Source organism: Luteimonas sp. A501 (genome assembly GCF_054052085.1).
This window is the reverse complement of record NZ_JBSVRI010000002.1, coordinates 153,953-177,519: the sequence shown is the minus strand read 5'-3', so window position 1 is coordinate 177,519 and position 23,567 is coordinate 153,953. Positions and strand designations below refer to the sequence as shown.

The 23,567-nt window shown below is 70.3% G+C and carries 20 protein-coding genes and 1 pseudogene; 8 read left to right on the top strand and 13 right to left on the bottom strand.

Annotation, left to right across the window (positions count from 1 at the left end):
• Positions 1-5: 5 nt before the first annotated feature.
• Entirely contained in the window at positions 6-2,897 is a 2,892-nt protein-coding gene (locus ACW7G5_RS07320) for an EAL domain-containing protein (protein WP_457003189.1), read from the bottom strand.
• 171 nt (positions 2,898-3,068) lie between these two features.
• On the opposite strand from ACW7G5_RS07320, the gene ACW7G5_RS07315 reads away from it, so the two are divergent.
• The 4 genes from ACW7G5_RS07315 to ACW7G5_RS07300 are packed head-to-tail and all read left to right on the top strand — an operon-like array spanning position 3,069 to position 7,218.
• Positions 3,069-3,689, top strand: coding sequence for an RNA polymerase sigma factor (locus ACW7G5_RS07315; protein ID WP_457003188.1), 621 nt, complete (start codon positions 3,069-3,071; stop codon positions 3,687-3,689).
• Positions 3,686-4,780 (top strand): hypothetical protein, encoded by a 1,095-nt coding sequence (locus tag ACW7G5_RS07310; protein WP_457003187.1) that lies wholly within the window; start codon positions 3,686-3,688, stop codon positions 4,778-4,780. The genes ACW7G5_RS07315 and ACW7G5_RS07310 overlap by 4 nt, the downstream gene beginning before the upstream one ends.
• Complete coding sequence (locus ACW7G5_RS07305) at positions 4,777-5,361, top strand: IMPACT family protein (protein ID WP_457003185.1); 585 nt, start codon at positions 4,777-4,779, stop codon at positions 5,359-5,361. The genes ACW7G5_RS07310 and ACW7G5_RS07305 overlap by 4 nt, the downstream gene beginning before the upstream one ends.
• A gap of 27 nt (positions 5,362-5,388) precedes the next feature.
• The gene (locus ACW7G5_RS07300; RefSeq protein ID WP_457003183.1) at positions 5,389-7,218 is read left to right on the top strand and encodes an ABC transporter transmembrane domain-containing protein; all 1,830 of its coding nucleotides are present in this window, start codon (positions 5,389-5,391) and stop codon (positions 7,216-7,218) included.
• A gap of 224 nt (positions 7,219-7,442) precedes the next feature.
• On the opposite strand, the gene ACW7G5_RS07295 is transcribed toward ACW7G5_RS07300, so the two are convergent.
• Together ACW7G5_RS07295 and ACW7G5_RS07290 are read right to left on the bottom strand one after the other, a co-directional pair.
• Positions 7,443-9,068, bottom strand: coding sequence for an acyl-CoA dehydrogenase family protein (locus tag ACW7G5_RS07295; protein WP_457003181.1), 1,626 nt, complete (start codon positions 9,066-9,068; stop codon positions 7,443-7,445).
• Positions 9,069-9,203: 135 nt separating this feature from the next.
• Positions 9,204-10,805: an SDR family NAD(P)-dependent oxidoreductase gene (locus ACW7G5_RS07290; RefSeq protein WP_457003179.1), complete on the bottom strand. Its 1,602-nt coding sequence runs from the start codon at positions 10,803-10,805 to the stop codon at positions 9,204-9,206.
• 126 nt (positions 10,806-10,931) lie between these two features.
• Between ACW7G5_RS07290 and ACW7G5_RS07285 the strand changes: the two genes are divergently transcribed.
• The 3 genes and pseudogenes from ACW7G5_RS07285 to ACW7G5_RS07275 form a co-directional block, all read left to right on the top strand.
• Positions 10,932-11,489: a DUF6630 family protein gene (locus ACW7G5_RS07285; RefSeq protein ID WP_457003177.1), complete on the top strand. Its 558-nt coding sequence runs from the start codon at positions 10,932-10,934 to the stop codon at positions 11,487-11,489.
• Between the two features lie 167 nt (positions 11,490-11,656).
• Complete coding sequence (locus tag ACW7G5_RS07280) at positions 11,657-12,676, top strand: zinc-dependent alcohol dehydrogenase family protein (protein ID WP_457003175.1); 1,020 nt, start codon at positions 11,657-11,659, stop codon at positions 12,674-12,676.
• A gap of 28 nt (positions 12,677-12,704) precedes the next feature.
• Positions 12,705-13,169: pseudogene (locus ACW7G5_RS07275) on the top strand (NAD(P)H-binding protein); the annotation flags it as partial.
• 51 nt (positions 13,170-13,220) lie between these two features.
• Here ACW7G5_RS07275 and ACW7G5_RS07270 read toward each other — a convergent pair.
• From ACW7G5_RS07270 to ACW7G5_RS07230, 9 genes are all read right to left on the bottom strand, one after another.
• Positions 13,221-14,366, bottom strand: a complete 1,146-nt coding sequence (locus tag ACW7G5_RS07270) for a glycerophosphodiester phosphodiesterase (protein ID WP_457003174.1) — start codon at positions 14,364-14,366, stop codon at positions 13,221-13,223.
• A 143-nt stretch (positions 14,367-14,509) separates the two neighbouring features.
• Positions 14,510-14,716, bottom strand: coding sequence for a cold-shock protein (locus tag ACW7G5_RS07265; protein WP_343255997.1), 207 nt, complete (start codon positions 14,714-14,716; stop codon positions 14,510-14,512).
• 99 nt (positions 14,717-14,815) lie between these two features.
• Positions 14,816-15,601: an S-methyl-5'-thioinosine phosphorylase gene (locus tag ACW7G5_RS07260; RefSeq protein WP_457003171.1), complete on the bottom strand. Its 786-nt coding sequence runs from the start codon at positions 15,599-15,601 to the stop codon at positions 14,816-14,818.
• A gap of 24 nt (positions 15,602-15,625) precedes the next feature.
• Positions 15,626-16,186, bottom strand: a complete 561-nt coding sequence (locus ACW7G5_RS07255) for a hypoxanthine-guanine phosphoribosyltransferase (protein ID WP_457003169.1) — start codon at positions 16,184-16,186, stop codon at positions 15,626-15,628.
• Complete coding sequence (gene nagZ, locus ACW7G5_RS07250; protein ID WP_457003168.1) at positions 16,183-17,184, bottom strand: beta-N-acetylhexosaminidase; 1,002 nt, start codon at positions 17,182-17,184, stop codon at positions 16,183-16,185. The genes ACW7G5_RS07255 and nagZ overlap by 4 nt, the downstream gene beginning before the upstream one ends.
• Before the next feature lie 11 nt (positions 17,185-17,195).
• Complete coding sequence (locus tag ACW7G5_RS07245) at positions 17,196-17,711, bottom strand: CYTH domain-containing protein (RefSeq protein ID WP_457003166.1); 516 nt, start codon at positions 17,709-17,711, stop codon at positions 17,196-17,198.
• Between the two features lie 116 nt (positions 17,712-17,827).
• A complete protein-coding gene (gene rlmD / locus ACW7G5_RS07240) occupies positions 17,828-19,177 on the bottom strand; it encodes a 23S rRNA (uracil(1939)-C(5))-methyltransferase RlmD (protein WP_457003164.1) in 1,350 nt (449 codons plus the stop codon).
• Positions 19,178-19,291: 114 nt separating this feature from the next.
• A complete protein-coding gene (locus tag ACW7G5_RS07235) occupies positions 19,292-20,011 on the bottom strand; it encodes a YdbL family protein (protein ID WP_457003162.1) in 720 nt (239 codons plus the stop codon).
• Positions 20,012-20,030: 19 nt separating this feature from the next.
• A complete protein-coding gene (locus ACW7G5_RS07230; RefSeq protein ID WP_457003160.1) occupies positions 20,031-22,046 on the bottom strand; it encodes a hypothetical protein in 2,016 nt (671 codons plus the stop codon).
• A 34-nt stretch (positions 22,047-22,080) separates the two neighbouring features.
• On the opposite strand from ACW7G5_RS07230, the gene ACW7G5_RS07225 reads away from it, so the two are divergent.
• Positions 22,081-22,812: a response regulator transcription factor gene (locus ACW7G5_RS07225; RefSeq protein WP_457003158.1), complete on the top strand. Its 732-nt coding sequence runs from the start codon at positions 22,081-22,083 to the stop codon at positions 22,810-22,812.
• Here the strand turns inward: ACW7G5_RS07225 and recO are convergent.
• Complete coding sequence (gene recO, locus ACW7G5_RS07220; RefSeq protein ID WP_457003156.1) at positions 22,788-23,546, bottom strand: DNA repair protein RecO; 759 nt, start codon at positions 23,544-23,546, stop codon at positions 22,788-22,790. The genes ACW7G5_RS07225 and recO overlap by 25 nt on opposite strands.
• Between the last annotated feature and the right edge of the window lie 21 nt (positions 23,547-23,567).

Sequence of the window (23,567 nt, the reverse complement as noted above, 5' to 3'; positions counted from 1 at the left end):
GCCGCTCAGGCCGCGCCGCGGCTCCCGGCGGCGGCCGCGGGCTTCGGTTGCCCGAACAGGAAGCCCTGGCCCATGGTGCAGCCGAGCTGGCGCAGGACCGCCGCCTGCCCTTCGGTCTCCACGCCTTCGCCGATGGTGTCGATACCGAGCGTGCCGGCCAGGGCCAGGATCGCGCGCACCAGTGCCAGGCTTTCGGGATGCATGGCATCGTCCAGGCCGGCGACGAAGCTCTGGTCGATCTTCAACGCGTGGATCGGGAACCGGTGCAGGTAGGACAGTGCCGAGAAGCCGGTGCCGAAGTCGTCGAGCAGCGCAAGGATGCCGCGTGCGCGCAACGTCTCGAGCATGCGCAGCGCGCGCGGGGCGTCGTCCAGCAGCGCCACCTCGGTGATCTCGATGCGCAGCCGCGCCGGTTCCGCGCCGCTGTCCTCGAGCATCTGCAGCAGGCGCTCGGCGAAGTTGTCGGAGTGGAAGTGCCGCGGCGACACGTTGATCGACACATAGCCCTCGCGGTGCTGCGCCATCCACGCGAACGCGCGCCGGTACACCAGCCAGTCGACCTGCTCGATCAGGCCGCTGTCCTCGCCCACGCCGATGAACTCCCCCGGCGGCAGCGGGCCACGCAGCTCGTGGTTCCAGCGCAGCAGCGCTTCGTGGCCAACCACCTGGCCGGTATCAAGATCGATGATCGGCTGGAACCAGGGCTCGAAGTCATCGGCAAGGATCGCGCGCCTGAGGTCGGCCTCGAGGTCCAGCAGGCGCGTGGCCTCGGCGCGCATCTCTTCGTCGAACAGTTCGCTGCGGTCGCGCCCGCGGGCCTTGGCGCGGTACATCGCGGCGTCGGCGTCGCGCAGCAGGTCCTCGCCGTGGTGGTAGCGCGGCTGCCACATGGCGATGCCCACCGAGGCCGAGGGGAACAGTTCGCGGCCGGCGACCCACATCGGGCGGCCCAGCTCGGCGAGGATCCGCGCCGCCACGGCCTCCGCCACCGATTCGTCGCCGGCGTGGGCGAGCATGACCGCGAACTCGTCGCCGCCAAGGCGCGCGACCACGTCGTCCTCGCGCAGCATCCGCGCGATCCGACGCCCCGCTTCGACCAGCATCTCGTCACCGGCCGCGTGGCCGACGCTGTCGTTGACCAGCTTGAAGCGGTCGAGGTCGAGGAACAGCACCGCGAACGGCCCGCGCGCCTGCGTGCGGGTTTCGGCGATGGCAGCGTCGAGCCGGTCGAGCAGGTGGATGCGGTTGGGCAGCCCGGTGAGGTGGTCGTGTCGTGCCTGGTGGATCAGGCGCTCTTCGGCGCGCATGCGCTCGGAGACCTGCGCGCGCAGCTCGCGGTTGGTGTCCTCCAGCTCGCGCGTGCGCGCATCGACCCGGTGCTCGAGTTCGGCGTGGGCCGCCTTGAGGTGGTCCTGCGAACGCTTGCGCGCCAGCGCGCCGCCGATGTGGTGGGCGACGAAGGTCAAGAGCTTCTGGTCCTGCACCGTGAAGGCGATATCCTGCGAATAGCTCTGCACCGCGATCACGCCCACCGCGATGCCGTCGCGCAGCAGCGGCACGCCGAGCCAGCAGTGCGCCAGCGTGCCGTGGTGGCGGAGCTCGCCGGAGGACTCCAGCCGCATGATCACTTCGCGATCGGCGAGCAACGCACGCCCGCTGTTGATCACGTATTCGCTCAGCCCGTGGATCATCCGCCGCGGCCGGCGCACGATGTCGCGCTCGTCCACCGAGTACGGGAACTCGATCCGGCCACCATCGCCCGACACCATCGCGATGTAGAAGTTGCGCGCGTACAGCAGCTCGCCGACCACCGCGTGCAGGTCGCCATAGAAGCCTTCCATGCTTTCGGCGGTGAACGACAGTTCGCTGATCCGGAACAGCGCGCGCTGCAGGCGCTCGGCGCGCTGGCGTTCGATGATTTCCGCCTGCAGCACCTGGTTGGCCTGCTGCAGTTCGCGCGTGCGCGCATCCACCCGGCGCTCCAGCTCGGCCTGGGCGTGCTTGCGGTCCAGCGCGGTCAGGATGTGCTGGGCCACGAACTCGAGCAGCGCGCGGTCTTCGTCGGTGTAGCAGTCCGGCTGGTCGTAGCTCTGGACCACGATCGCCCCGCTGACCCGGCCCTCGCGGCGCATCGGCACGCCCAGCCAGTCCGCGGCATCCGGGCCGTGGGCCAGGTCGAGATCGACGGCCAGCTGCTTGCGGATCCGCTCCGTGGCCCCACGCAGCGGATGTCCGTGGCGCAGCAGGGCCACGGTCAGGCTGTTGGGCATCGTCGCGATCGGCGTCTCGATGCTGGCATCGGCAAGCCAGGGATCCAGCCTGTCGGCGAAGTACAGGAAACGCATGGTGTCGCGCACATCGTCATACAGGACGATGTAGAAATTCGCGGCCGACATCAGGCCGCCAACGATGCCGTGGATGCGCTTGAGCACCTCGGCCATCTCAAGGCCCGATCCGGCGAGGTCGGCGATCTCGTACAGGCTCTGCTGCAGCCGTTCCGACTTGCGCAGGGACTCGATCCGGGCCTCGGCCTGGGCCGAGGCGATGGTGGCCGAGACCAGGCGCCGCGCCAGCGCGCGCCAGGCATCGCGCGAGGACGGCGTCAGCGGCTCCGGCAGGCGTGCGGCAATGGCGACGCGCGCCTCGCCTTCGTTCCAGCATTCATCGATCATCGCGCCCCTGGACCCGCCCACGGCGGGCTTGCCGGCCATGAGGGCGGCCGCATGGGCCCTGAGCTGGCCCGGCACGCCCTCGACCTCCGAGGAACCCTGCCCCAGCCGCTCGTCGTCCCAGCACACGACCACGCCGGAGCCGGTGGGCAGCGATTGCGCAAGCATGCCCGCAAGCGCGGCCAGGTCGACCTCGCGCGGCGGCGATGTGAGCGCTATGTCCAGCATGACCTGCACCTGCGACGCCCTCTTCTCCAGTCAAGCACCATGAGGAAAACGGCGTATGCGCCGAGCGACGGCAAGACCGCGAGCCCACCCCCCGCGGGCACGGCTGCCATCATGCCCGCTGGACCCGGCCCGCGCACGGACTTCCCGCGATGTCGCCCAGGGCTTAACCTCATGCCGATGGACGCCTCACGGGGACATGGCCACGTCGATGCCAGCGACGCGGCCGACGACGATGCGCTGATGCTGGCCTGGGCGCAGGGCGACATCGGCGCGTTCGAAACCCTGTATGCGCGCCACCGTGAGCGCCTGTACCGCTTCCTGCGGCGCCAGCTGCGCGACCCCGGCCTGGCCGACGAGGTCTTCCAGGACACCTGGCAGCGGGTGGTGGCAGCCGGCCGCGACTGGCGCCCGGAGACCGCGTTCGCATCCTGGCTGTACCGGATCGCACGCAACCTGGTGGCCGACCATTGGCGCGCCCGGCAGTATCGCCCGCCGGCGCCCGTCGACGCCGAGGAGCGCACGCTGCGGGTCGAAGACCCGGACAGCCCGGAGCTTCAGATGGATGCCTTCGAGCGCCGCCGTGAGCTGCAGCAGGCCCTCGACACCCTGCCCGACGAGCAGCGCGAGGTGGTGCTGCTGCGCCTGGAGCAGGAGCTCAGCCTTGAGGAAATCGGCGAGATCACCGGCGTTGGCCGTGAAACGGTGAAGTCGCGCCTGCGCTACGCCATGGACAAGCTGCGCGCGGCCCTGGCCCCGCCGGCCGCTGCCACCGCGCAGGAGGAAGGACGATGACGCGCCCGACCGGCCCCGACCCGCTGCAGCCGACCGAGCGCGAGCTGGCCGATGCGCTGGCGCAGACGGCGTCGACGCGAGGTCCGTCGGCAGGGCTGGACGCGACCATCCTGGCGGCTGCGCGCGAGGCTGCAGGCGATAGGATGACTGCGCAGGCAGCGGACGTGGCGGCCGAAACGGTGCGATCGGGAACGACGGCCGCGACAGCAACGGCAACGGCAACGACGTCGACGTCAGGCGCCGGGCATCACCGCCGGCGGCGCAGTCCCGCCTGGCTGCGCGGTGGCGCGCTGGCCGCGACCCTGGTGATCGCGGTCGGCGTGGCGTGGCAGATGAGGTCATCGCTGGAGCCGCCCGTAATGACGGTTGAAACCGAAGCGCCCGCAGCGTCGATCCGTTCCGTGCCGGAAGCCGCCCCATCACCGGCGGAGGCTCCACGAGCGCGCACGGCCGCGCAGGATGCGGCCAGCGAGGCGATGCCGGCCTCGGAACCGGCTGCGCCTCCACTCGAACCATCCGCCGCTCCACGCCCTGCCGTTCCTTCCCGAATTGAAACGACATCGGCCGCGGTCGATGCCCGCGATGCCGCCGCCGCAGGACAGGCGCGCCGCGCAGCGGCATCATCGCGCCCCGACGCCGCATCGGAAGCGCTGAAAGCACGGGTAGAACGCCGCGAAGCGCCACCCGTGGTCTTCGACGCACCCTCGCCCATGGACACGCCGGCAGCCGCTCCGCCGCCCGCACCGCCTGCGCCCCCGGCCCCACCAGCCCCCTCGCCGCAACGACCCGCGTCGATGCTCGTGCTGCCACCCCCGGCCGATTCCGCAGCCCGGCCGGAAGCCGCCGCCACGCAGTCCGCGGACATGGCTGAAGACCACGACCACGTCGAGGACTGGTTCGACCAGCCGCTGGACGACACGCCACCGGCCTCGGTGGACTCACCCGCCGTGCGCGAAGCCTGGCTGGCCCGGATCCGCGAGCTGGTCGCCGCCGAACGCTATTACGAGGCACGCGAAAGCTTCGCCGAGTTCCGCCGCCGCCACCCCGACGCGCCGCTGCCCGAGGGGCTGCGCTCCCTGCTGGAAGAATGAGCACCACGCTGGCCGCGGCCGCCGCGCACGAACTCGTGATCAAGCACAGCCGCTTCCTGGCCAACGCGATGCCGGTGGAGGATGTCGACGCCGCCGCGGCCTTCATCGCCGCGATTTCGGTGCCCGACGCCACCCACAACTGCTGGGCCTGGCGCCTTGGCAGCACCTACCGCTCCAGCGACGACGGCGAACCCGCCGGTACCGCCGGCCGCCCGATCCTGGCCGCGATCGACGGCCAGGGCCTCGATGGCGTGGTGGTGGTGGTCACGCGCTGGTACGGCGGCATCAAGCTCGGCGCAGGCGGCCTGGTGCGCGCCTACGGAGGCACCGCGGCCGAATGCCTGCGCACCGCCGAGCGGCGCGAAGTGGTGGAGATGGCCGAAGTCGAGGTCACCTGCCCCTTCGCCGACCTCGCTGCGGTACACGCCGCGCTGCCTGCATTCGATGCAGAAAAGCTGAGCGAGGACTTCGCCGTCGACGGCGTCCACTTCCGCCTGCGCCTGCCGGCCAGCCGCCTGGCGGACCTGGTCGGCCACCTGCGCGACGCCACGCGCGATCGCGCACGCGTAAGCGACCCATAGGCCCGGGGCATCGGCGACAATGGCCGGATGGCCCAGTTCGCGAACACTCCCACCCCGCCCCCTGCGCAAGGCGCGCGCGAAGACGATCCCACCGGCAAGACCAGGGTCCCGCTGTCGACCCTGCGGCCGCTGTGGCCGTTCCTGGCCCGCCACAAGGCCCTGCTGGCGGCATGGCTGCTCGCCCTGCTGGCATCCAGCACCGCGACCCTGAGCCTGCCGCTGGCGGTGCGGCGCATGATCGACGACGGCTTCGCCAGCGGTGCCGGCATCGATGCCGCGTTCGTGCTGCTGTTCCTGGTGACGCTGGCGCTGGCCATCGCCACCGCGGCGCGCTTCTTCTTCGTCTCCCTGCTCGGCGAGCGCGTGGTCGCGGACCTGCGCACGCAGCTGTTCAGCCACCTCATGGGCCTGGACCAGTCCTTCTACGAACGCAGCCGCACCGGCGAGCTGGTCTCGCGCCTGACCGCCGATACCGAGCTGCTGCGCGGCGTGGTCGCGACCAGCATGTCGGTGGCCCTGCGCAGCGTGGTGATGGTGCTCGGCAGCGTGGCCATGCTGATGGTGACCAGCCCCCGGCTGGCAGCCTGGACGCTGGTCGGGATCCCGCTGGCGGTGCTGCCGCTGGTGCTCGGCGGGCGCCGCCTGCAGAAGATCTCGCGCCAGAGCCAGGACCGCGTGGCCGACGCCAACGCCCTGGCCACCGAGACCCTGGGCGCCGTCGACACCGTGCAGTCGCATGCCCGTGAAAACCATGAGCGCGGCCGCTTCGGCACGGCCGTGGCGACCGCGGTGGCGGTGGCGCGCAAGCGCATCGGCGTGCAGGCGCTGGTGACCGCGGTCGCGATCTCGGTGATTTTCGGCGCCATCACCCTGGTGCTGTGGCTGGGCGCTCACGACGTCGCCGACGGCCGCATGAGCGCGGGCACGCTGGGGCAGTTCGTGCTGTACGCGATGTTCGGCGCGGGCTCGGTGGGCGCGCTTGCCGAAGTCTGGAACGAGCTGCAGAAGGCGGCCGGCGGCATGGGCCGGATCGGCGAACTGCTGGATGAAGAGGCCGCCGTGGTGGCACCTTCCGCGCCGAAGACGCTGCCGCAGCCGGTGCGCGGCGCGGTGGCGATGCGCGACGTCGTATTCCACTACCCCACCCGACCCGACGCAGCGGCGTTGGAAGGCTTCACGCTTGAAGTCGCGCCTGGCGAAACCGTGGCCCTGGTCGGCCCCTCGGGCGCCGGCAAGAGCACCGTGTTCTCGCTGCTGCAACGCTTCCGCGATCCACAGTCGGGCAGCGTCTCGCTCGATGGCATTGACCTGCGCGAACTCGAACCCACCGCCCTGCGCGAGGCCATGGCCCTGGTGCCGCAGCGGCCGACGATCTTCGCCGCCAGCGCCGCTGACAACATCCGCTACGGCCGCCTGGATGCGACCGACGCCGAGGTCGAAGCGGCCGCGCGCGCCGCCGAAGCGCACGAGTTCATCGCCGAGCTGCCCGAAGGCTATGCCTCCGAGCTGGGCGAGCGTGGCGCCCGCCTGTCCGGCGGCCAGCAGCAGCGCGTGGCCATCGCCCGCGCCCTGCTGCGCGACGCACCGGTACTGCTGCTGGACGAGGCCACCTCCGCGCTCGACGCGCAAAGCGAGCGCGCGGTGCAGCACGCACTCGAGCGCCTGATGGAAGGTCGCACCACGATCGTGGTCGCCCACCGCCTGGCCACCGTGCTGCGCGCCGACCGAATCGTGGTGATGGACCACGGCCGCATCGTCGCCGAAGGCACCCACGCCGAACTGCTGGCGCAGGGCGGCCTGTACGCCGAACTGGCGCGCCTGCAGTTCCTCGACGCCGCGCCCGCCTCTGCGCCATAGGCCGGCAAACCCATCTGCAGGAGCAGCTATAGCTGCGATCCGCACAACGGCATCCCGCACCCTGTGGGAGCGGCTATAGCCGCGATCCGTACAACGACGTCGCAGCTGTGGCTGCTCCTGCAACAGCCGAATCTTCCCGGCCGCTTCACCTCTGCCATCGATTTTTCCGCTCTATCCGCGTAAATCCGCTCTGATCCGCGTAAATCCGTGGCAAAAAAGGCTTTTCAACCAGGTAACGCCCGCGCAATGACCTCGCCATGGCCAACCCCGACCGGCAGCGTTCCCAACGCCAGACCATGCTCGCATCCCAGGCGGCTGCGGCAGAAATCTTCAGCCACCGGGCTACCGGCACGCAGCAGCACCGAGGCCTGCAGCGCCAGCGCCAGGCGTTCGACCAGCATCCTTGATCCCGCCTCATCCGCGGCCACGAGCAGGTCTTCAAGCGTTGCGGCCACGGCGTCTAGCGCGGGATGCATTCCGCGCGCGGCTTCGATCTCGGCGCGCAGCGCGTTCGCGGCCGCCGGCTCGCGCTTCAGCGCGCGCAGCACGTCCAGGCACTGGATGTTGCCGCTGCCTTCCCAGATGGAGTTCAGCGGCGCCTGCCGATACAGCCGCGGCAGGAGCGACTCCTCGATGTAGCCGGCGCCGCCCAGGCACTCCTGCGCCTCGTTCACCACCGCGGGCGCGCGGCGGCAGATCCAGTACTTGCCGATGGCGGTGGCGATGCGCGCGAACGCGGCTTCGGCAGGATCGCGTTCCGCGGCGTCGACCGCGCGCGCCACGCGCATTGACAGCGCCAGCGCGGCTTCGGTCTCGATCGCGATGTCGGCCAGCACGTTGCGCATCAGCGGCTGCGCCGACAGCGGCCGCCCGAAGGCGCTGCGGTGGCGTGTGTGGTGGACCGCCTGCGCCAGCGCCATGCGCATGCAGCCAGCCGAGCCCAACATGCAGTCCAGCCGCGTCAGCATCACCATCTGCAGGATGGTCGCCACGCCGCGGCCCTCGTCGCCGACACGCCACGCCAGCGCATCCTGGAACTCGACTTCGCTGGAGGCATTCGACCAGTCGCCGAGCTTGTCCTTCAGGCGCATCAGGGTGAAGGCGTTGCGTTTGCCGTCGGGCAGCCTGCGCGGCATCAGCAGGCAGGTCAGGCCGCCGGGCGCCTGCGCCAGCACCAGGAAGCCGTCGGACATCGGCGCCGACATGAACCACTTGTGGCCGACCAGGGTGTAGGCGTCGCCGCCCTCACCGCTGGGCGTGGCGATGGTCGCGTTGGCACGCACGTCGCTGCCGCCCTGCTTTTCGGTCATGCCCATGCCGAGCGTGACGCCTGGCTTGTCGCCGATCGCCACGTCGCGCACGTCGTAGCGGCAGGCGGCGACCTTGTCGGCCCACTCGCGCAGCGCGGGCGCCTGGCGCAGCACGGGCATCGCGGCGTGGGTCATGGTCAGCGGACAGCTGCTGCCGGGTTCGGCCTGGTAGTGCAGGTAGGCCAGCGCCGCGCGCGCGACGTGTGCGCCGGGTTCCGGCCGCGCCCACGACAGCCCGGCGACGCCGTGCGCGATCGCGGTCTCCATCACGCGGTGGTAGGAGGGGTGGAATTCGACGCGGTCGATGCGGTGCCCGGTGGCGTCGTGCGTGAGCAGTCGTGGGCGGTCGCGATGTGCGTCGTGCGAAAGCGCCAGCAGCTCGCCGCCGGCGAGCGCGCCGTAGGTCGCAACCTCATTGGCGAACGCCTGGCCACCTTCGCGGGCCAGCGCCTCGCGCAGCGCGACATCGTCATGCCAAAGGTCGCGCGACGTGAACGGCGGCGGCTGGTTGTCGACCACGTGCGTCTGGAATGGCTTCATCGCACAGCTCCCGGCGGGTCCATCGCGAACGTTAGCACCCTGTGGGAGCGGCTATAGCCGCGATGCTTCTACCGGCTTGGATCGCGGCTATAGCCGCTCCCACAAAAACCGGGCGTGGTCTGCGACGCTGCGGCGCTACCAGTCGGTCGGGCGGTAGTCCTTCAGGAACTGGCCCCAGACGTGCTCGCCGGTGTTGAGGCCGGCGATGATCGGGTCGACGATGCGCGCGGCGCCGTCGACGATGTCGAGCGGCGGGTGGAAGCGCTCTTCGATGGTCTTGCGCGCGGCGATCTCCACCGGGTCCTCGTCGGTCACCCAGCCGGTGTCGACCGAGTTCATGTGGATCCCGTCGCCGTGGTAATCGGCGGCCGAGGTGCGCGTCATCATGTTGAGCGCGGCCTTGGCCATGTTGGTGTGCGGGTGCCGGGTGGTCTTGAAGTTGCGGTAGAACTGCCCCTCCACCGCCGACACGTTGACGATGTGGCGGTCGGGCGCGGGCGGCGAGCCGTCCGGCGTGCGCAGCATCAGCGGCTTCAGGCGCGCGTTGATCAGGAAGGGCGCGATCGCGTTGACCAGCTGCACTTCCAGCAGCTCCACCGAGGGCACCTCGTCCATCTGCAGGCGCCAGGAGTTGCGCCCGCGCAGGTCGACCTGCTGCAGGTCCTGGTCCAGGCGGCCTTCGGGGAACAGGTGCGACTGGCCCAGCAGCTCTTCGGCCAGCAGCGGCACCTGCGACAGCTCCGCGGCGCGGGTCAGGCCGGCGGCGGCCTCGTGCCGCGGGTCGCGGCCGGCAAGCGCGGTGGTCGCGCCGCCCGGCAGCAGCGCGTCCGCGCGCAGGCCTTCATAGCGGCCCAGCAGCCTGCGCAGGTGCTCCGGCGCGTCGTGCAGCGCCGCGGTCTCGGCGGCCATCATGTGGGTGTAGAAACCCGGCGGGCGGCGCACGGTCTGGCAGGCGTTGTTGATGATGAAGTCGAGCCGGTCGTGGGTGGCCAGCAGTTCGCTGCAGAACGCCTCCACGCTCGGCGTATGCCGCAGGTCGAGCCCGAAAATTTCCAGGCGATCGTGCCATTCGGCGAAGTCCGGCTCCTCGGCGTAACGCGCCGCGGAGTCGCGCGGGAAGCGCGTGGTCACGATCAGCCGCGCGCCGCAGCGCAGCAGCTTCAGCCCGGCCTGGTAGCCGATCTTGACCCGGCCGCCGGTCAGCAGCGCCACCCTGCCGGTCAGGTCGGTGAGCTCGGTGCGCTTGGCGAAGTTGAAGTCCGCGCACTCCGGGCACAGCTGGTCGTAGAAGTGGTGGATGCGCGAGTACTTCTGCTTGCACACGTAGCAGTGCTGCGGCTCCAGGGTCTCGTGGTGCGCGGGCACGTCGGCGTCGAGGTCGCGCGGGGTGAAGTCCGCCGGCGGGAAATAGTTGGGCGTGGTGAACACCGGCTGGCGACGCAGGGTGCGGATGCCGGTGGCGTCGAGGATCGCATCGTCGCGCTCGTTTTTGGCCTGCACGCGGCTGCGCTTCTGTTGCTTGCGGCGCTGGCGGCGCGCGACGGCATCCACCGGCGCGCCAAGTGCTGCGACCGCGCGGTGCAGGCGCTCGCGGGTGGCATCGTCCAGCGCGTCGAGCAGCGCATGGTCCGCGGCGACGGTTTCAAGGGTGTCGGTGGCAAGCTTCAGCCGCGCTTCGATGGATTCAGCGGGCAGCTGCGGGCGGGCGCCAGGAGCACCCGGTGGGTTCGTGGTCATGCGCATAGTTTGCGGGCTGGGCGGCGCAAACGACAGCGCGGGCTTGCGCCGCCGGGCGGCCAACGCCGTTACCGCCGTCACCGCGCCGGGCTTATCCTGTGCGCCCCGCCCCCTTGGCCACACCCCATGCACGCCCCCGACAGTGAGTTCGACCCCGACGACAACTACGCCGGCGGCTTCGACCCGGACCTGGAGATCGACGAGGACGCCGGCAGCGAAGCGCTGGTCTGGCAGCTGCTGCTGCTCATCAATCCGGGCGACGAAGAAACCGCCCTGCAGCAGTTCAGCGCCTACCAGGACACCACCGCCGACGCCGGCGAGGACGAGTACGAGCCGGCCTGGGTGCTGAAGGACATCATCGACTGGAAGTCCGGTTTCCAGGTCCACGACGACGATGCCGCCGCGTTGGTGGAAAGCATCAACGAACTGGTCGCCCGCTGGAACCTCGAGCTGGACTGGGGCGTGGAGGATCCGACCGATGCCGAGTTCCTGGACGACGCCAGAATCCCCGATCTGGTGCACGTGGCCTACGACGCGCTGCGCGCCTATGGCTACACGCTGTGGGTGTGGGAGACGGGCACCGAGACCACGGCCGGGTGGATTGCGCTGAGTCGGGATGACGAGGCGATGCGCGTGATTGCGCCGGCGCTGGGAATCGAGCTGCGGCCGGGTGGGTTGGCCTGACGCGGCCGACTGACCCGGGGAGCCTTCGACCAGGTCTTCCGCCAGGCGCGTGCGTGCGCAGCCGCGACACACAGTTCCAGGCAGGATCCGCCCGGAAACCGGGACTTCGCGGCCTCCGGGGCCACAATGGCCAATGGCCCGATGATGGGCGATAAGAGGACGCGAACATGAAGGCTTACCGGATCCCGCATGGCGGGAAGATCGACGGACTGCGGCTGGAAGATATTGCGGAGCGGCCGCTTGGAGCCCACGAGGTGCGCGTCAAAGTGCGTGCCGTGTCGCTGAACTATCGCGACCTGATGGTCGCCAACGGTGTGTATCCGGTAAAGGTCGATGACCCTGTCATCCCCTGTTCCGACGGCGCCGGCGATGTCATCGCGGTCGGCTCGATGGTCAGCCGGGTCAAGCCGGGTGACCGGGTGGCGGCATCCTTCTTTCCTCATTGGCTTGAAGATGCGCCGGATCAAAACAAATTCCGGAGCGCACTCGGTGGCGACATCGACGGCATGCTCGCAGAGGAAGTCACCCTGCATGAAGACTCCCTGGTGCAGTTCCCGGACGCGCTGGACTACTTCGAGGCCTCCACCCTCCCCTGCGCAGGCGTCACCGCATGGAACGCCATCTTCGAATCATCCGATCTCCGCCCCGGCGATACCGTGCTCCTGCTGGGCACCGGTGGTGTTTCGATCCTGGGCCTGCAGCTGGCAAAGGCCGCGGGCCTGCAGGTGATCATCACCTCGTCCAGCGATGAAAAGCTGGCGCGCGCCCGTGCCCTGGGTGCGGACGTGGCGATCAACTACCGCACGACCCCCGAGTGGCAGGACGAGGTGCTGCGCCACACTGGCGGCAAGGGAGTCGACGTGGTGCTGGAAGTGGGCGGCCAGGGCACCGTCACCCGTTCAGTCGCATCCACCGCCGTGGGCGGCACCATCGCCATCATCGGCGGCGTCAGCGGTTTCGGCGGCGAGCTCAACCCGTTCACTTTGGCGACCACCGCCAAGCGCATGGTCGGCATTTACGTCGGCAGCCGCGCCATGCTGGAACAGACGGCCCGTCTCGTGGCCGCGAACGGCATCAAGCCGGTGGTCGATCGCGTGTTCCCGTTCGCCGAGGCGAAGGAGGCGTACCGCCACCTGGAGTCCGGCACGCATTTCGGGAAGGTGGTGATCGAGGTGGCGAAGGCCTAGAGCAGCACAAGGCAAATCCGGTGCCAGCGCCGTTGTGTTCTCGGCGGGCGCCGGCGGTGGGAGCCCGCAGCGCACGCATGCCGTCGACTACCAAGCCGCGACCCGCGCCATGCAAGCGGCGGAGCAGGCCGGCGTCACCCGCTTCGTCATGGTGTCCTATGCCGGCGCCGACATGCACGTCAACCAGCTCGACCCGACGGACCCGTTCTACTCCTATGCCAAAGCCAAGCATGATGCGGATGCGAAGCTGCGCGAGACCGGGTTGGACTACACCATCCTCGGGCCCGGCCTGCTCACGCTGGAACCGGCAACAGGGAAAATCCTGCGAGCGGTAATGGCAGGCGCGGACTGGCCGGAAGACAAACGCGTCACCTCGCGGGCCAATGTCGCCGAAGCGATTGCACACGTCATCAAGACCGGCGCTGCCAGCCGCCAGACCGTGGATTTCTACGACGGAGATACCCCGCTCGCCGAGGTGATGGATCAAGGCTGATCCATGGCGAGTCCGACACTATCGCGTGAGCATCTCGGGGGTCAGGGTAGTTCAGCGCACCTGCTTGTTGAGGCCGCGTGCGTCGGACGCCTCGTCCACCGCAATGCGCCCAACGCGGACATCATCGGTAAAGAAGCCATCGATGCCGGCTTCAAGCAGCGCGCGGATATGCGCGATGGCACCCTCCTCGCTGCGGCTGCGCGGGTCGTCGCCCTCCCACAGGCTGCGCGGCAGGAAATGATTCTCGGGGCGGAACGTGTACGGCATGACCTGCAGCCCCGCGGCGTGCGCGTCGGCGACCAGCGTGGTCGCCTTGGCCAGGCGGCCGTCGGCGTCCACCGGCACCACGTACTGCAGGTGCGGGCCGAGTACGTCGGCGTAGGTTGCTACGTCACGCAGGCCGGCGGGCGTTGCCAAGTCGGCATAGGTCTGGCCGCCGGCGGGGACGTCGGCCGGCAGAGCGTCCGGCGCACCGAGCAGTTGCGCCAGGCGGATGTTCGCCCTGCCCTCGCCGAGCTGCGTGCGCAGCGCGCGCAGGTTGCCGACTTCAAAGGACTGGATCACCACCGGCGCACTGCGGGTGTAGGGATGCGCAACCAGCGCCGCGAGCACGCGGCTTTCCATCGCCAGGCCGAGCGCGCTGAAGTGGCTGGGGTGCTTGATCTCCGGGATCAGGCCGATCACCCGCCCGCGCGCCGCGGATTCGTGCGCGACCAGTTCGATGATCTCGTCGAAGGATGGCACCGGGTGCAGGCCGTCAGCGGCGGTGCTGCGCAGCTGCGGGATGCGCTCGCGGGCGCGCAGGGTGCGCAGCTCGTCGAAGCTGAAGTCTTCGACAAACCAGCCTTCGATCTCGTGGCCATCGACCGTGCGCGTGGCCTTGCGGTCGGCAAAGGCCGGGTGCGCGGCGACATCGGTGGTGCCGCCGATCTCGTTCTCGTGCCGTGCCACCAGCACGCCGTCGCGAGTGGAGACGAGGTCGGGCTCGATGTAGTCGGCGCCGTCTTCGATCGCGCGCAGGTAGGCAGCCAGGGTGTGCTCGGGCAGCACGGCGCTGGCGCCGCGGTGCGCGATCACCACCGCCTTGCCGTCATGCGGCGCTGCGATGGCGGCGGCGGCTTCCGGGTTGTTGCCGGTTTCGGCGGCGGGCGCGGGAGCGATGGCCATGGCGAGGGCGAGCGAAATCCAGTGCAGCATGCGGAACTCCAGCGGACGGAGGCAGACCGGCATCATCGCAGCGGGGTTTGACCTTCGCATGACCCGGGGCAATGGCCCGGAAAGAAAAGGGCCCCGGAAACACTCCGGGGCCCTGGAACAGGAAAATATTGTTGCGATGTCGCTTATGCGACAGGCGCCACCCCTGCCGCCTGTGCGCCCTTCGGACCCTGGGTGACTTCATAGCTGACGCGCTGGCCTTCCTGCAGGCTGCGGAAGCCTTCGGAAGAAATCGCCGAATAGTGCACGAACACGTCGGAGCTGCCGTCTTCGGGAGCGATGAAGCCGAAACCCTTGGCGTCGTTGAACCACTTCACTGTGCCGTATTGCATGACTCGTTCTACCTCGTCTGGATACGATTGCGCGCGCCGACCTGCAAGGGACCGGGCACACGCGAGCCGAGTATGCAAAGCCCGGCGCCGCCGTGCAAATCAGCCGGCGAGCAGCGCCTCGACCAGCGCGGGCAGCCCGGACGATGCCGCAGCCACGTTCGCAAGTACGTCGTCGAGCGTGATCACCTCGTCCACCTGCGGCCCCGCGCCCGCCGCCCAGTTGGCAACGATGGCGAGGCAGGCGTAGTCCAGGCCGAGTTCGCGCGCCAGCCCGGCCTCGGGCATGCCGGTCATGCCGACCAGGTCGCAGCCGTCGCGTCGCATGCGCGCGATCTCGGCGCGGGTCTCCAGGCGCGGCCCCTGGGTGGCGCCGTAGCAACCGCCATCGACCACCGCGACAGCGGCACGTGCGGCAGCCGCCAGGACGTCGCGACGCAGCGAGGGCGTATAGGGATCGCCCATGTCCACGTGCAGCACCTCGGTGCCCGGCTCCTCGCAGAAGGTCGAGATGCGGCCCCAGGTGTAGTCGATGAGCTGGTCGGGACAGGCGAGCACGCGCGGGCCGAAGGCATCGGTGATGCCGCCCACGGTGTTGAGCGCGAGCACCCGGCGCGCGCCCAGCGCGTGCAGCGCGGAGAGGTTGGCGCGGTAGTTGACCAGGTGTGGGGGCACCGAATGGCCCTCACCGTGGCGGGCCAGGAAGGCGACCTGCCTGCCTGCGATCCGGCCGATCCGCACCGGACCCGACAGCGCGCCGTAGCGGGTGGGCGGCTGCTGCGTTTGGACGTCTTCGAGGCCGGCGAGCCGGTACAGCCCGGTGCCGCCGATCACCGCCAGGGCGATCAGCTCATCGGCGAGCTTTGGCGTATTGGTTTCGGGCGACATGTCCGTTTCCTGCGTGGCGCGCGCTCAGTCGGCCAGCGCGTAGATGGCGGGCAGGTTGCGGCCCTGTTCGTTGTAGTCCATGCCGTAGCCGAAGACGTAGCGATCGGGCACGTCGACGCCCGCCCAGTCGGCGCAGACGCCGTCCACGCAGCGGTCGTGGACCTTGGTGGCGAGCACCGCGACCCGGATATCGGCGGCGCCTTCGTCTTCGCACCAGCGGGTGACGGCCTTCAGGGTGTGGCCTTCGTCGAGGATGTCGTCGACCAGGATCACGCGGCGGCCGCGCATCGGCGTTGCCGGGCGGTGCAGCCAGGCCAGGCGCGAGCCGCTGGTGCCGCCGCGGTAGCGGGTGGCGTGCAGGTAGTCGAATTCGAGGTCCAGGCCGCGCTCGCCCAAGGCAAACGCCAGCTGCGTCGCGAATGGCATGCCGCCGTTCATGATCGTCACGAACAAAGGCGGGCGCTCGTCATCGGCGTACTCGGCTTTGATGGCATCGGCCATGCCCTCGATCGCGTCCTCGAGCACGTCGCGGTCGTGGATCAGGTCGGCATCGACCATGACCTCGGCCAGCCTCGGCGCGTTCATGCCGCCACCCCGCCGCCCTGGCGCGCGGATGCGGCGCCATGGCGCGCGTCGGCCAGCAGGCCGTCCCAGCCCAGCGCGCCGCGGCCGACCAGCCCGGCCAGGGCCATGGTGTTGAGGCTGCGGCCTTCGACCGCGGCCAGCGATTCCTCCACCAGTTCCGGGTGGCAGACCAGGACCACGTCGCAGCCGGCGTCCAGGTGCGCATCGACGCGCGCCTTGATGCCGCCCACGCCGTGCGCCGCGGCCATGCCGATGTCGTCGGAGAAGACCACGCCGCGAAAGCCCATTTCCTTGCGCAGGATGCCGTTGATCCACAGCGGCGAGTAGCCGGCGGGCTCCGGCGCCACCTGCGGGTAGACCACGTGCGCGAGCATCACCGCGTCGGCACCGGCGTCGATGCCGGCGACGAAGGGCACCAGGTCATGGGCGCGGATCACGTCCAGCGGGCGGTCGTCGACGGCGTCGTCGAAATGCGTGTCTTCGCGCACCGAGCCGTGGCCGGGGAAGTGCTTGAGCGTGGCCGCCATGCCGGCCTCGTGCATGCCTTCGACGTAGGCGCGGGTGAAGGCGGCGACCACCTGCGGATCGTCGGAAAACGCGCGGTCGCCGATGGCGAGGTTGCCGCGGCCCAGGTCGACCACCGGGGCGAAGCTGAGGTCGACGCCCGATGCGCGGACTTCGCTGGCCATCAGCCAGGCGTGTTCGCGGGCGCGCTGCAGGGCGCCTTCGGCATCACAGGCGTAGTCGCGGCCGAAGGTCTCCAGCGGCGGCAGCGCGCTGTAACCCTCGCGGAAGCGCTGCACGCGGCCACCCTCCTGGTCGACGCTGATGAGTTGCGGACGCGGCGCGGCCTCGCGGATGGCCTGCGACAGCTCGGCCACTTGGGCGCGCGAGGCGAAGTTGCGGGTGAACAGGATCACGCCGGCGCAGGCATCGTGCTGCAGCCAGTCGCGTTCCTGCGCGTTGAGTTCGGTACCGGCGATGCCGATGACAAGCATGGTGGTTCTCCTCAGGCGGCCGGTCCCGCGCGTTCCGCATCGCTCCACAGCGAGTACGGCCGCGCGGCCAGGGCCAGATTGTAGTAGCGGGGGCAGTCGGTGGCCTCGACGCCCAGCCAGGCGGGGTGTTCGAAGGTTTCCGCGGCGCTTTCGAGCTCGATCTCGGCGACCACCAGGCCGGCGTTGTCGCCGAGGAACTCGTCGACTTCCCACAGATGATCCCCATGGCGCACCAGGTGGCGGCGCTTCTCGACCAGACCGCCGACGCACAGCGCGAGCAGCTCGCGGGCTTCGGTCACGGGCAGCGGGTATTCGAACTCCTGCCGGGTGTGCCCGAGCTCGCGCGACTTGATGTTGAGGAACGCCCCATCGCCCTCCAGCCGCACGCGCACCGAAGCGCGCTGCCGCCCTTCGTCCATCGACGACTGGTCGTTGAGGTAGCCCTGCGCCATCGGCACCACGGCGTGCGCCGCGTCGCGCCAGCCTTCGCCGGTCACCATGAATTTCCGCTCTATCTCGATACCCATGAACCCTCACGACCCTCTGTAGGAGCAGCTATAGCTGCGATCCCGGCCAGACAGCTTATCGCGGCTATAGCCGCTCCCACAGGTGAAGGTGAGGCTGGTCGCAGCTATAGCTGCTCCTACAGGGGGTGGGCGTGAGCTGGCGGGTCGAAGACGGCGATGGATTCGACGTGGGCGGTGTGGGGGAACATGTCCATCACCCCTGCGGCGCGCAGGTGCCAGCCGCGCTCGTTGACGAGGTAGCCGGCATCGCGCGCGAGCGAGCCGGGATGGCAGCTGACGTAGACGATGCGCTTCAGGCCCTCCAGCGGCAGCTGCTGCAGCACTTCCAGCGCGCCGGCGCGGGCCGGGTCGAGCAGCAGCCTGTCGAAGCCCGCCTTCATCCAGGGCTGCTCGCGCAGGTCGGTGGTCAGGTCGGCCATGTGGAAATACACGTGCGCCATGCCGTTGCGCGCCGCATTCGCGCGCGCGCGCTCCACCAGCCCGGCATCGCCTTCCACGCCCACCACTTCGTCCGCGACCCGCCCCAGCGGCAGGCTGAAGTTGCCCAGGCCGCAGAACAGGTCGAGCACGCGCTCCCCGGGCTGCACGTCGAGCAGCTCAAGCGCGTGCGCGATCATCGATTCGTTGAGCGCGGCGTTGACCTGGATGAAGTCCAGCGGCTGGAACTCCAGCTCGACGTCCCAGCGGGCGAGACGGAACGCCAGCCTCGGGCTTTCGGGCCACAGCGGCGCAACGGTCTCGAGCCCGCCCGGCTGCAGGTACACGGCAAGATCGTGTTCCTGCGCGAACGCCACCAGCGCCGCGCGGTCGCGCTCGCCGAGCGGTTCAAGATGGCGGAACACCAGCGCGGTGGCGTCGTCGCCGGCTGCGAACTCGATCTGCGGGATCGCGCTGCGCGCGTCCATGCCGTCGACCAGGGCTGCGAGCGCCCCGAGACGGCTGCCAAGCTGCGGAACCAGGGTGTGGCATTCGCTCAACTCCGCAACGAAGCGCGCATCGCGCTCGCGGAAGCCGACCAGGGTCCTGTCCTTCTTCTCCACGCGCCGCACCGAGAACCGCCCCTTCCGGCGATAGCCCCAGGGGCTCGCGGTGAGCGGCGGCAGCGTTGCCTCCGGCCGCACCTGCCCGATGTGCTCGAAGTCCGCGGCCAGCATCCGCGCCTTGGTGGTGATCTGCTGGTCCCCGGCCATGTGCTGCAGGCTGCACGCGCCGCAGGTGCCGAAGTGCGGGCATTGCGGCTCCACGCGTTCGGGCGCGGCCAGCAGCACTTCCACGACTTCGGCTTCGTCGAACCGCCGTGCGCGACGGGTCTGCACCGCCATTACCCGTTCGCCGGCGAGCGTGCCGGCGATATGCACGGACTTGCCAGCGTGCGGATGTCCTTCCGGTCGACGGGCAATGCCGCGGCCGTCGGCGCCAAGTTCGAGGATTTCGGCCTCGAACGGAGTCCTGTCAATGCGTGCCAATGAAAAATACCCGGAACAATCTATCGAACCCCCATTCTGACCCTGCAGGAGCCGCTGTAGCCGCGACCGCTGTTGTGGGAGCGGCTATAGCCGCTCCCACAAAAAAAGGGGGGATTATTTCTGGCGCCAGGCGCCGCCCTGCTGGTACCACCAGCCAGAGCGCGCGCTCGCCACCCACTGCTTCGCGAACACGTCGCGGATCTGCGACTCCCACTCCGGATGGCCGTTGGCGACGGCGATCTCGCGATAGACGGCGTTGCGGTCGCGGTTGTCGTCGGCCACCGCGGCGTTCACCGCCACGCGGTCTTTCAGCGGCAGCTTCGCGGCATCGCGCACCACCAGCAGGCCGTCGCTGCCGAAGCCCAGCGCGCCACTGTCGAAGTGCGGGCGCAGGGTCGATGTGAAGCGCGACTCCATCCGCTGCTGGATCGCCTGGATCGCCGGCGTGCGGATGCTGATGTCCGGCGTCTGCGCGTGCGCCGGTGCGATGCCGAGCAGGATCCACGGATCGAAGTCCAGGCGGCGCGATTTCGCGTCCGGAAGCTGCGCCACGGCGCCTGCCTGGCCATTTCCGGGGACGTCATGCCCTGGGACGTCATTCTCGGGAACATCGCGTTCTGGAACATCAGTCGCAGGGCTGTCGCTCGCCGGAGCGTCACCCTCCGGAACACCCGGCGCCTGGGCCGCGCCCCCGTCCCCGTCCCCGTCCCCGATCACCTTCTCGACGAACTCGCGCGCGGCTTCGCGCGCCTCGGCCGCGGGGAAATACACGTTGATGGTGACGCAGGCGGTGAGCACCAGCGCGGCGGCGATTGGCAGAGTGTACGAACGCATGCAGTCCTCCTGGGACGGGTCAATCGAACACCGGCGAGACCTCGCCGGAACCTGCGGCGGCCAGGCGTTCGACCAGGGTGTCCCAGTCGACGCGCCGGTTGAAACCAACGATGTCCAGCCGCGGCAGCCCGGACCCTTCGACGATAACAAACCCGCTGCCACGCGGCTGCAATCCGGCCATCGTGCAGACGCCGTTCACCAGTCGGCACGACAGGCCGATCCGGCGGTAGCCGAAGTCGTCGAACAGCGCCAGCAGCTGGCCCTGCAGGCTGGCGGTGAACGAGGCGTCGCCGACGCTGGAGATGTCCTGCACCGCGCGCTGGCTGATCCGCTGGCGAACGCCGCGGCGCGGTTCGGTGTGCAGCTCGGCATCGAAGGCCACCGGTTCCCAGTCGACCAGGCGCAGGCCTTCGACGTGGCCGTGCAGCCGCCCGCTGATGCCGCCGACCTCGAACACGCCGGTCAGCGCCCGCAGGTCCAGGCCGTCGAAGCCGATGTCGGCCAGCAGCGTGGGCGCGACGCCGAAGGGCCGCTCCATCGCCAGCGACGACACCCGCACTTCGCCATCGAACGCGTGCATGACCAGGCCGCCGTCGAAATCCAGGCGCTCGCCGACGTAGCGCACGCCGGGGATGCTTCCGGACAGCGTGCCCGGGAAGGCCGGCAGGCCAAGGGCCGGCATCAGCCGCGCCATGTCCAGCGCCTCCACCGAGAGCGCGCCCTCGATCAGCAGCGGCCCGCGCTGGCCGGGCGGGCGCAGGTGCAGCGCCGACACCGAGAGCCGCCCGTCGAGCAGCGGGATGTCCGTGGCCTCGCGCAGGTGCAGTTCGCCGCCGCTGCTCCGCCACGGCAGCCGCGCCGCGCCAAGCGCGATCGCGCCGAGCGCGCCGCTTCGCCACTGCAGGTCGCTCTGCGCGCTGCCCTCGGATACCAGGTGGACGCGGCCATCAAGGCCTTCGAAGCGGAAGCGGTCGCCGGGCGCGGCAAGGTCGAGTGCACGTGGCCGCAGGTCGAAGCTCGACAGCACGCCGTCGCGCAGCGCCAGGTCGATGTCCAGCGCCCCGTACATCGTCAGCCCGCCGAGGCCCGCCACGCCAAGCCATCCCGAGAGATAGCGCTCCGGCAGCAGCGAAACGTCGGCGCTGCGCAGCGACAGCGCAAGATCGCGCAGGCCGGATTCGCCCAGGAATGCGCTGCCGCCGACCTCGAGCACGCCCGGGTCACTGGCCGAAAATTCCGTCAGCGCCCAGCCGTCAAGCGCACGCTGCGCCCGCAAGTGCAGCGGCAACGGCGCGTCGGGGAGCACGAAATAGCCGCCGCCCAGCAGCAGCTCGCCGCCGCGCAGTTCACCGTCGAGCGCCAGCAGCGGGCCGTCATCCAGCGCCAACCAGTCGAAGTCCAGGCCCGCGGCAAGGCCGGCACCGGCAACGCGGCCGTCGGTGCTGTCGAAGGCTGCGTCGGCAAGCGCCAGCCGACCCTGCAGTCGCAGCGGTCCGGCGTCGGGAACGCGCACCTGCAGGTTCCCGTCCACGCGGCCCTCGCCAAGCTGGACCTCGCTCCAGGCCTGCGCCGCCAGCGCCTGCGCCCAGGCCACCGGGACGCGCGCAAGGTCGATGGCGAAGAGGTCCGGCTCCGCCTCCGTGCGCAGCAGTGCCAGGCGCGTGCCGTCGGCACCGGAGAGCGCGGCCTGGATGTCGCCATGCGGCAGTGCCAGCGCCAGCCGCAGCGGTGCACCCTGTCCCTGGCGGACTTCGCCCTCGCAGCGCCAGCCTTCGTCGCCATCGCGGCGCAGCGGGCAGCGCCAGGACAGCGCGTGGAAGCGATAGCCGAGATCCGGGGCCTCGGCGCGCCCGGCGCTGATGCGCAGGTCGCCGCTGTCCGCCCCCGCCGGCCAGTCCAGCCGCACCTCCACATCGTGCAGGGTCGCGACCGGCGTCGACACCTCGGCCACGCGCGCGGTCAGCGTGCGCGCATCGGCGCCGCCGGCGTGCAGCAGCGCGAACAATCCAAGCAGGGGTAAGATCCACGCTGACATGGCTGTCAGGTTAGCGACAGGAGCGTACGCGTTGATGAAGCCCCGCATCCTGCTGGTCGAGGACGACCACACCACCGCCGCCTTCCTGGCGGCCGCCACCGAAGCGCTGCCCGCCAGCGTGGATATCGTGGGAACCCGCGCGGCCGCCCGCGCCCAGGCCAGCAACATCGCCTACGCGCTCTGGCTGGTGGACGCCCACCTGCCCGACGGCGATGGAGCCAGCCTGCTGGCCGACCTGCGGGCGCTGGGCCTGGTCACGCCCGCGATCGCACACACTGCCGCGCGCGAAGACGACGTCCACCGGTATCTGCACCAGGCCGGCTTCGATGCGGTGCTGGTGAAGCCCTTGGCCGCGGCCGCGCTGCGGGCCGCGATTGCCGGAACCCTGGCTGGACGGACGCCGTTGCGCATCGCCGAGCCCGGGCCGGGGGTTGCGGAAGCCGCGGCTGCGCATCGGTCGGCGGAATCGGCATGGGACGACGCCGCAGCGCTGCGCGCGCTCAACGGCGAACGTGCGCATGTCGATGCCCTGCGCCAGTTGTTCCTGGCCGAACTGCCGGCCGCCCATCGCCTGGTCATGGCCGCGGGGCAGTCCGGCGACCAGGCGACGGTGCAGGACGCCCTGCACCGCCTGCGCGCGAGCTGCGGATTCGTGGGCGCGGCGCGGCTGGAGCAGGCGGTGATCGCACTCCAATGCGCCCCGACCTCGGCAGGAGCGCTCGCGCACTTCGACGCCGCGGCTCAGGAACTCTCACCGCGGCCCTGACGCACGGGCGTCGCGGTCATCCGGCCCAGGTCGCCCAGCAGTTGCCACGAGGCCAGCGGCCGACCGCCAAGATGCGACTGCAGCACTTCGCGCATCACCCGGCGCAGGCCGCCCAGGTCCTCCGCCGGCGGCACGCTGTCCGCGGCCAGCGCCAGCAATGCGCGTCCGGTGGCGGTGCGCGCGCGATCGCCACCGCCGCGATCGCCATGCACGCGCAGCGGTCCCTGTTCCGCGTCCAGCCGGTAGCGCGCGGCCGGGTCCACCGGGCTGCCGTCCCCTTCGTGCGCGTAGTCAACGCCGACGCCGAGCGCGTCCAGCAGGTCGCGTTCGAATCGGCGCAGGGTCCAGGCCAAGGGTTCACCGGCGCCCAGGCGCGCGCGTAGTTCGCCATAGGTGGCGTAGAGCTCGGGCTGGGGATCCTGGCGCGGGGCCAGGCGCAGGATCAGTTCGTTGGCGTAGAAGCCCGACAGCATCGCGTCGCCCTGCAGCCGCGGTGCGGCGTCCAGCGCCTCGGCCGTGGTCAGTTGCGCGAGTTCACCGCGGAGAACGGCGTCGAAACGGATGTGCTGCATCGGCTGCAGCGCCGCGCGCAGCGCCTGCCGCTTCGGCCCGCGCACGCCGCGCGCGACCAGGCCGATGCGCCCGTGTTCGGCACACAGGACCTCGAGCAGCAGGCTGGTCTCGCGCCAGGCCCGGGCGTGGAGGACATAGGCGGGTTCGCCAAGGATTCGCATCCCGCCATTGTAGGAGCGGCC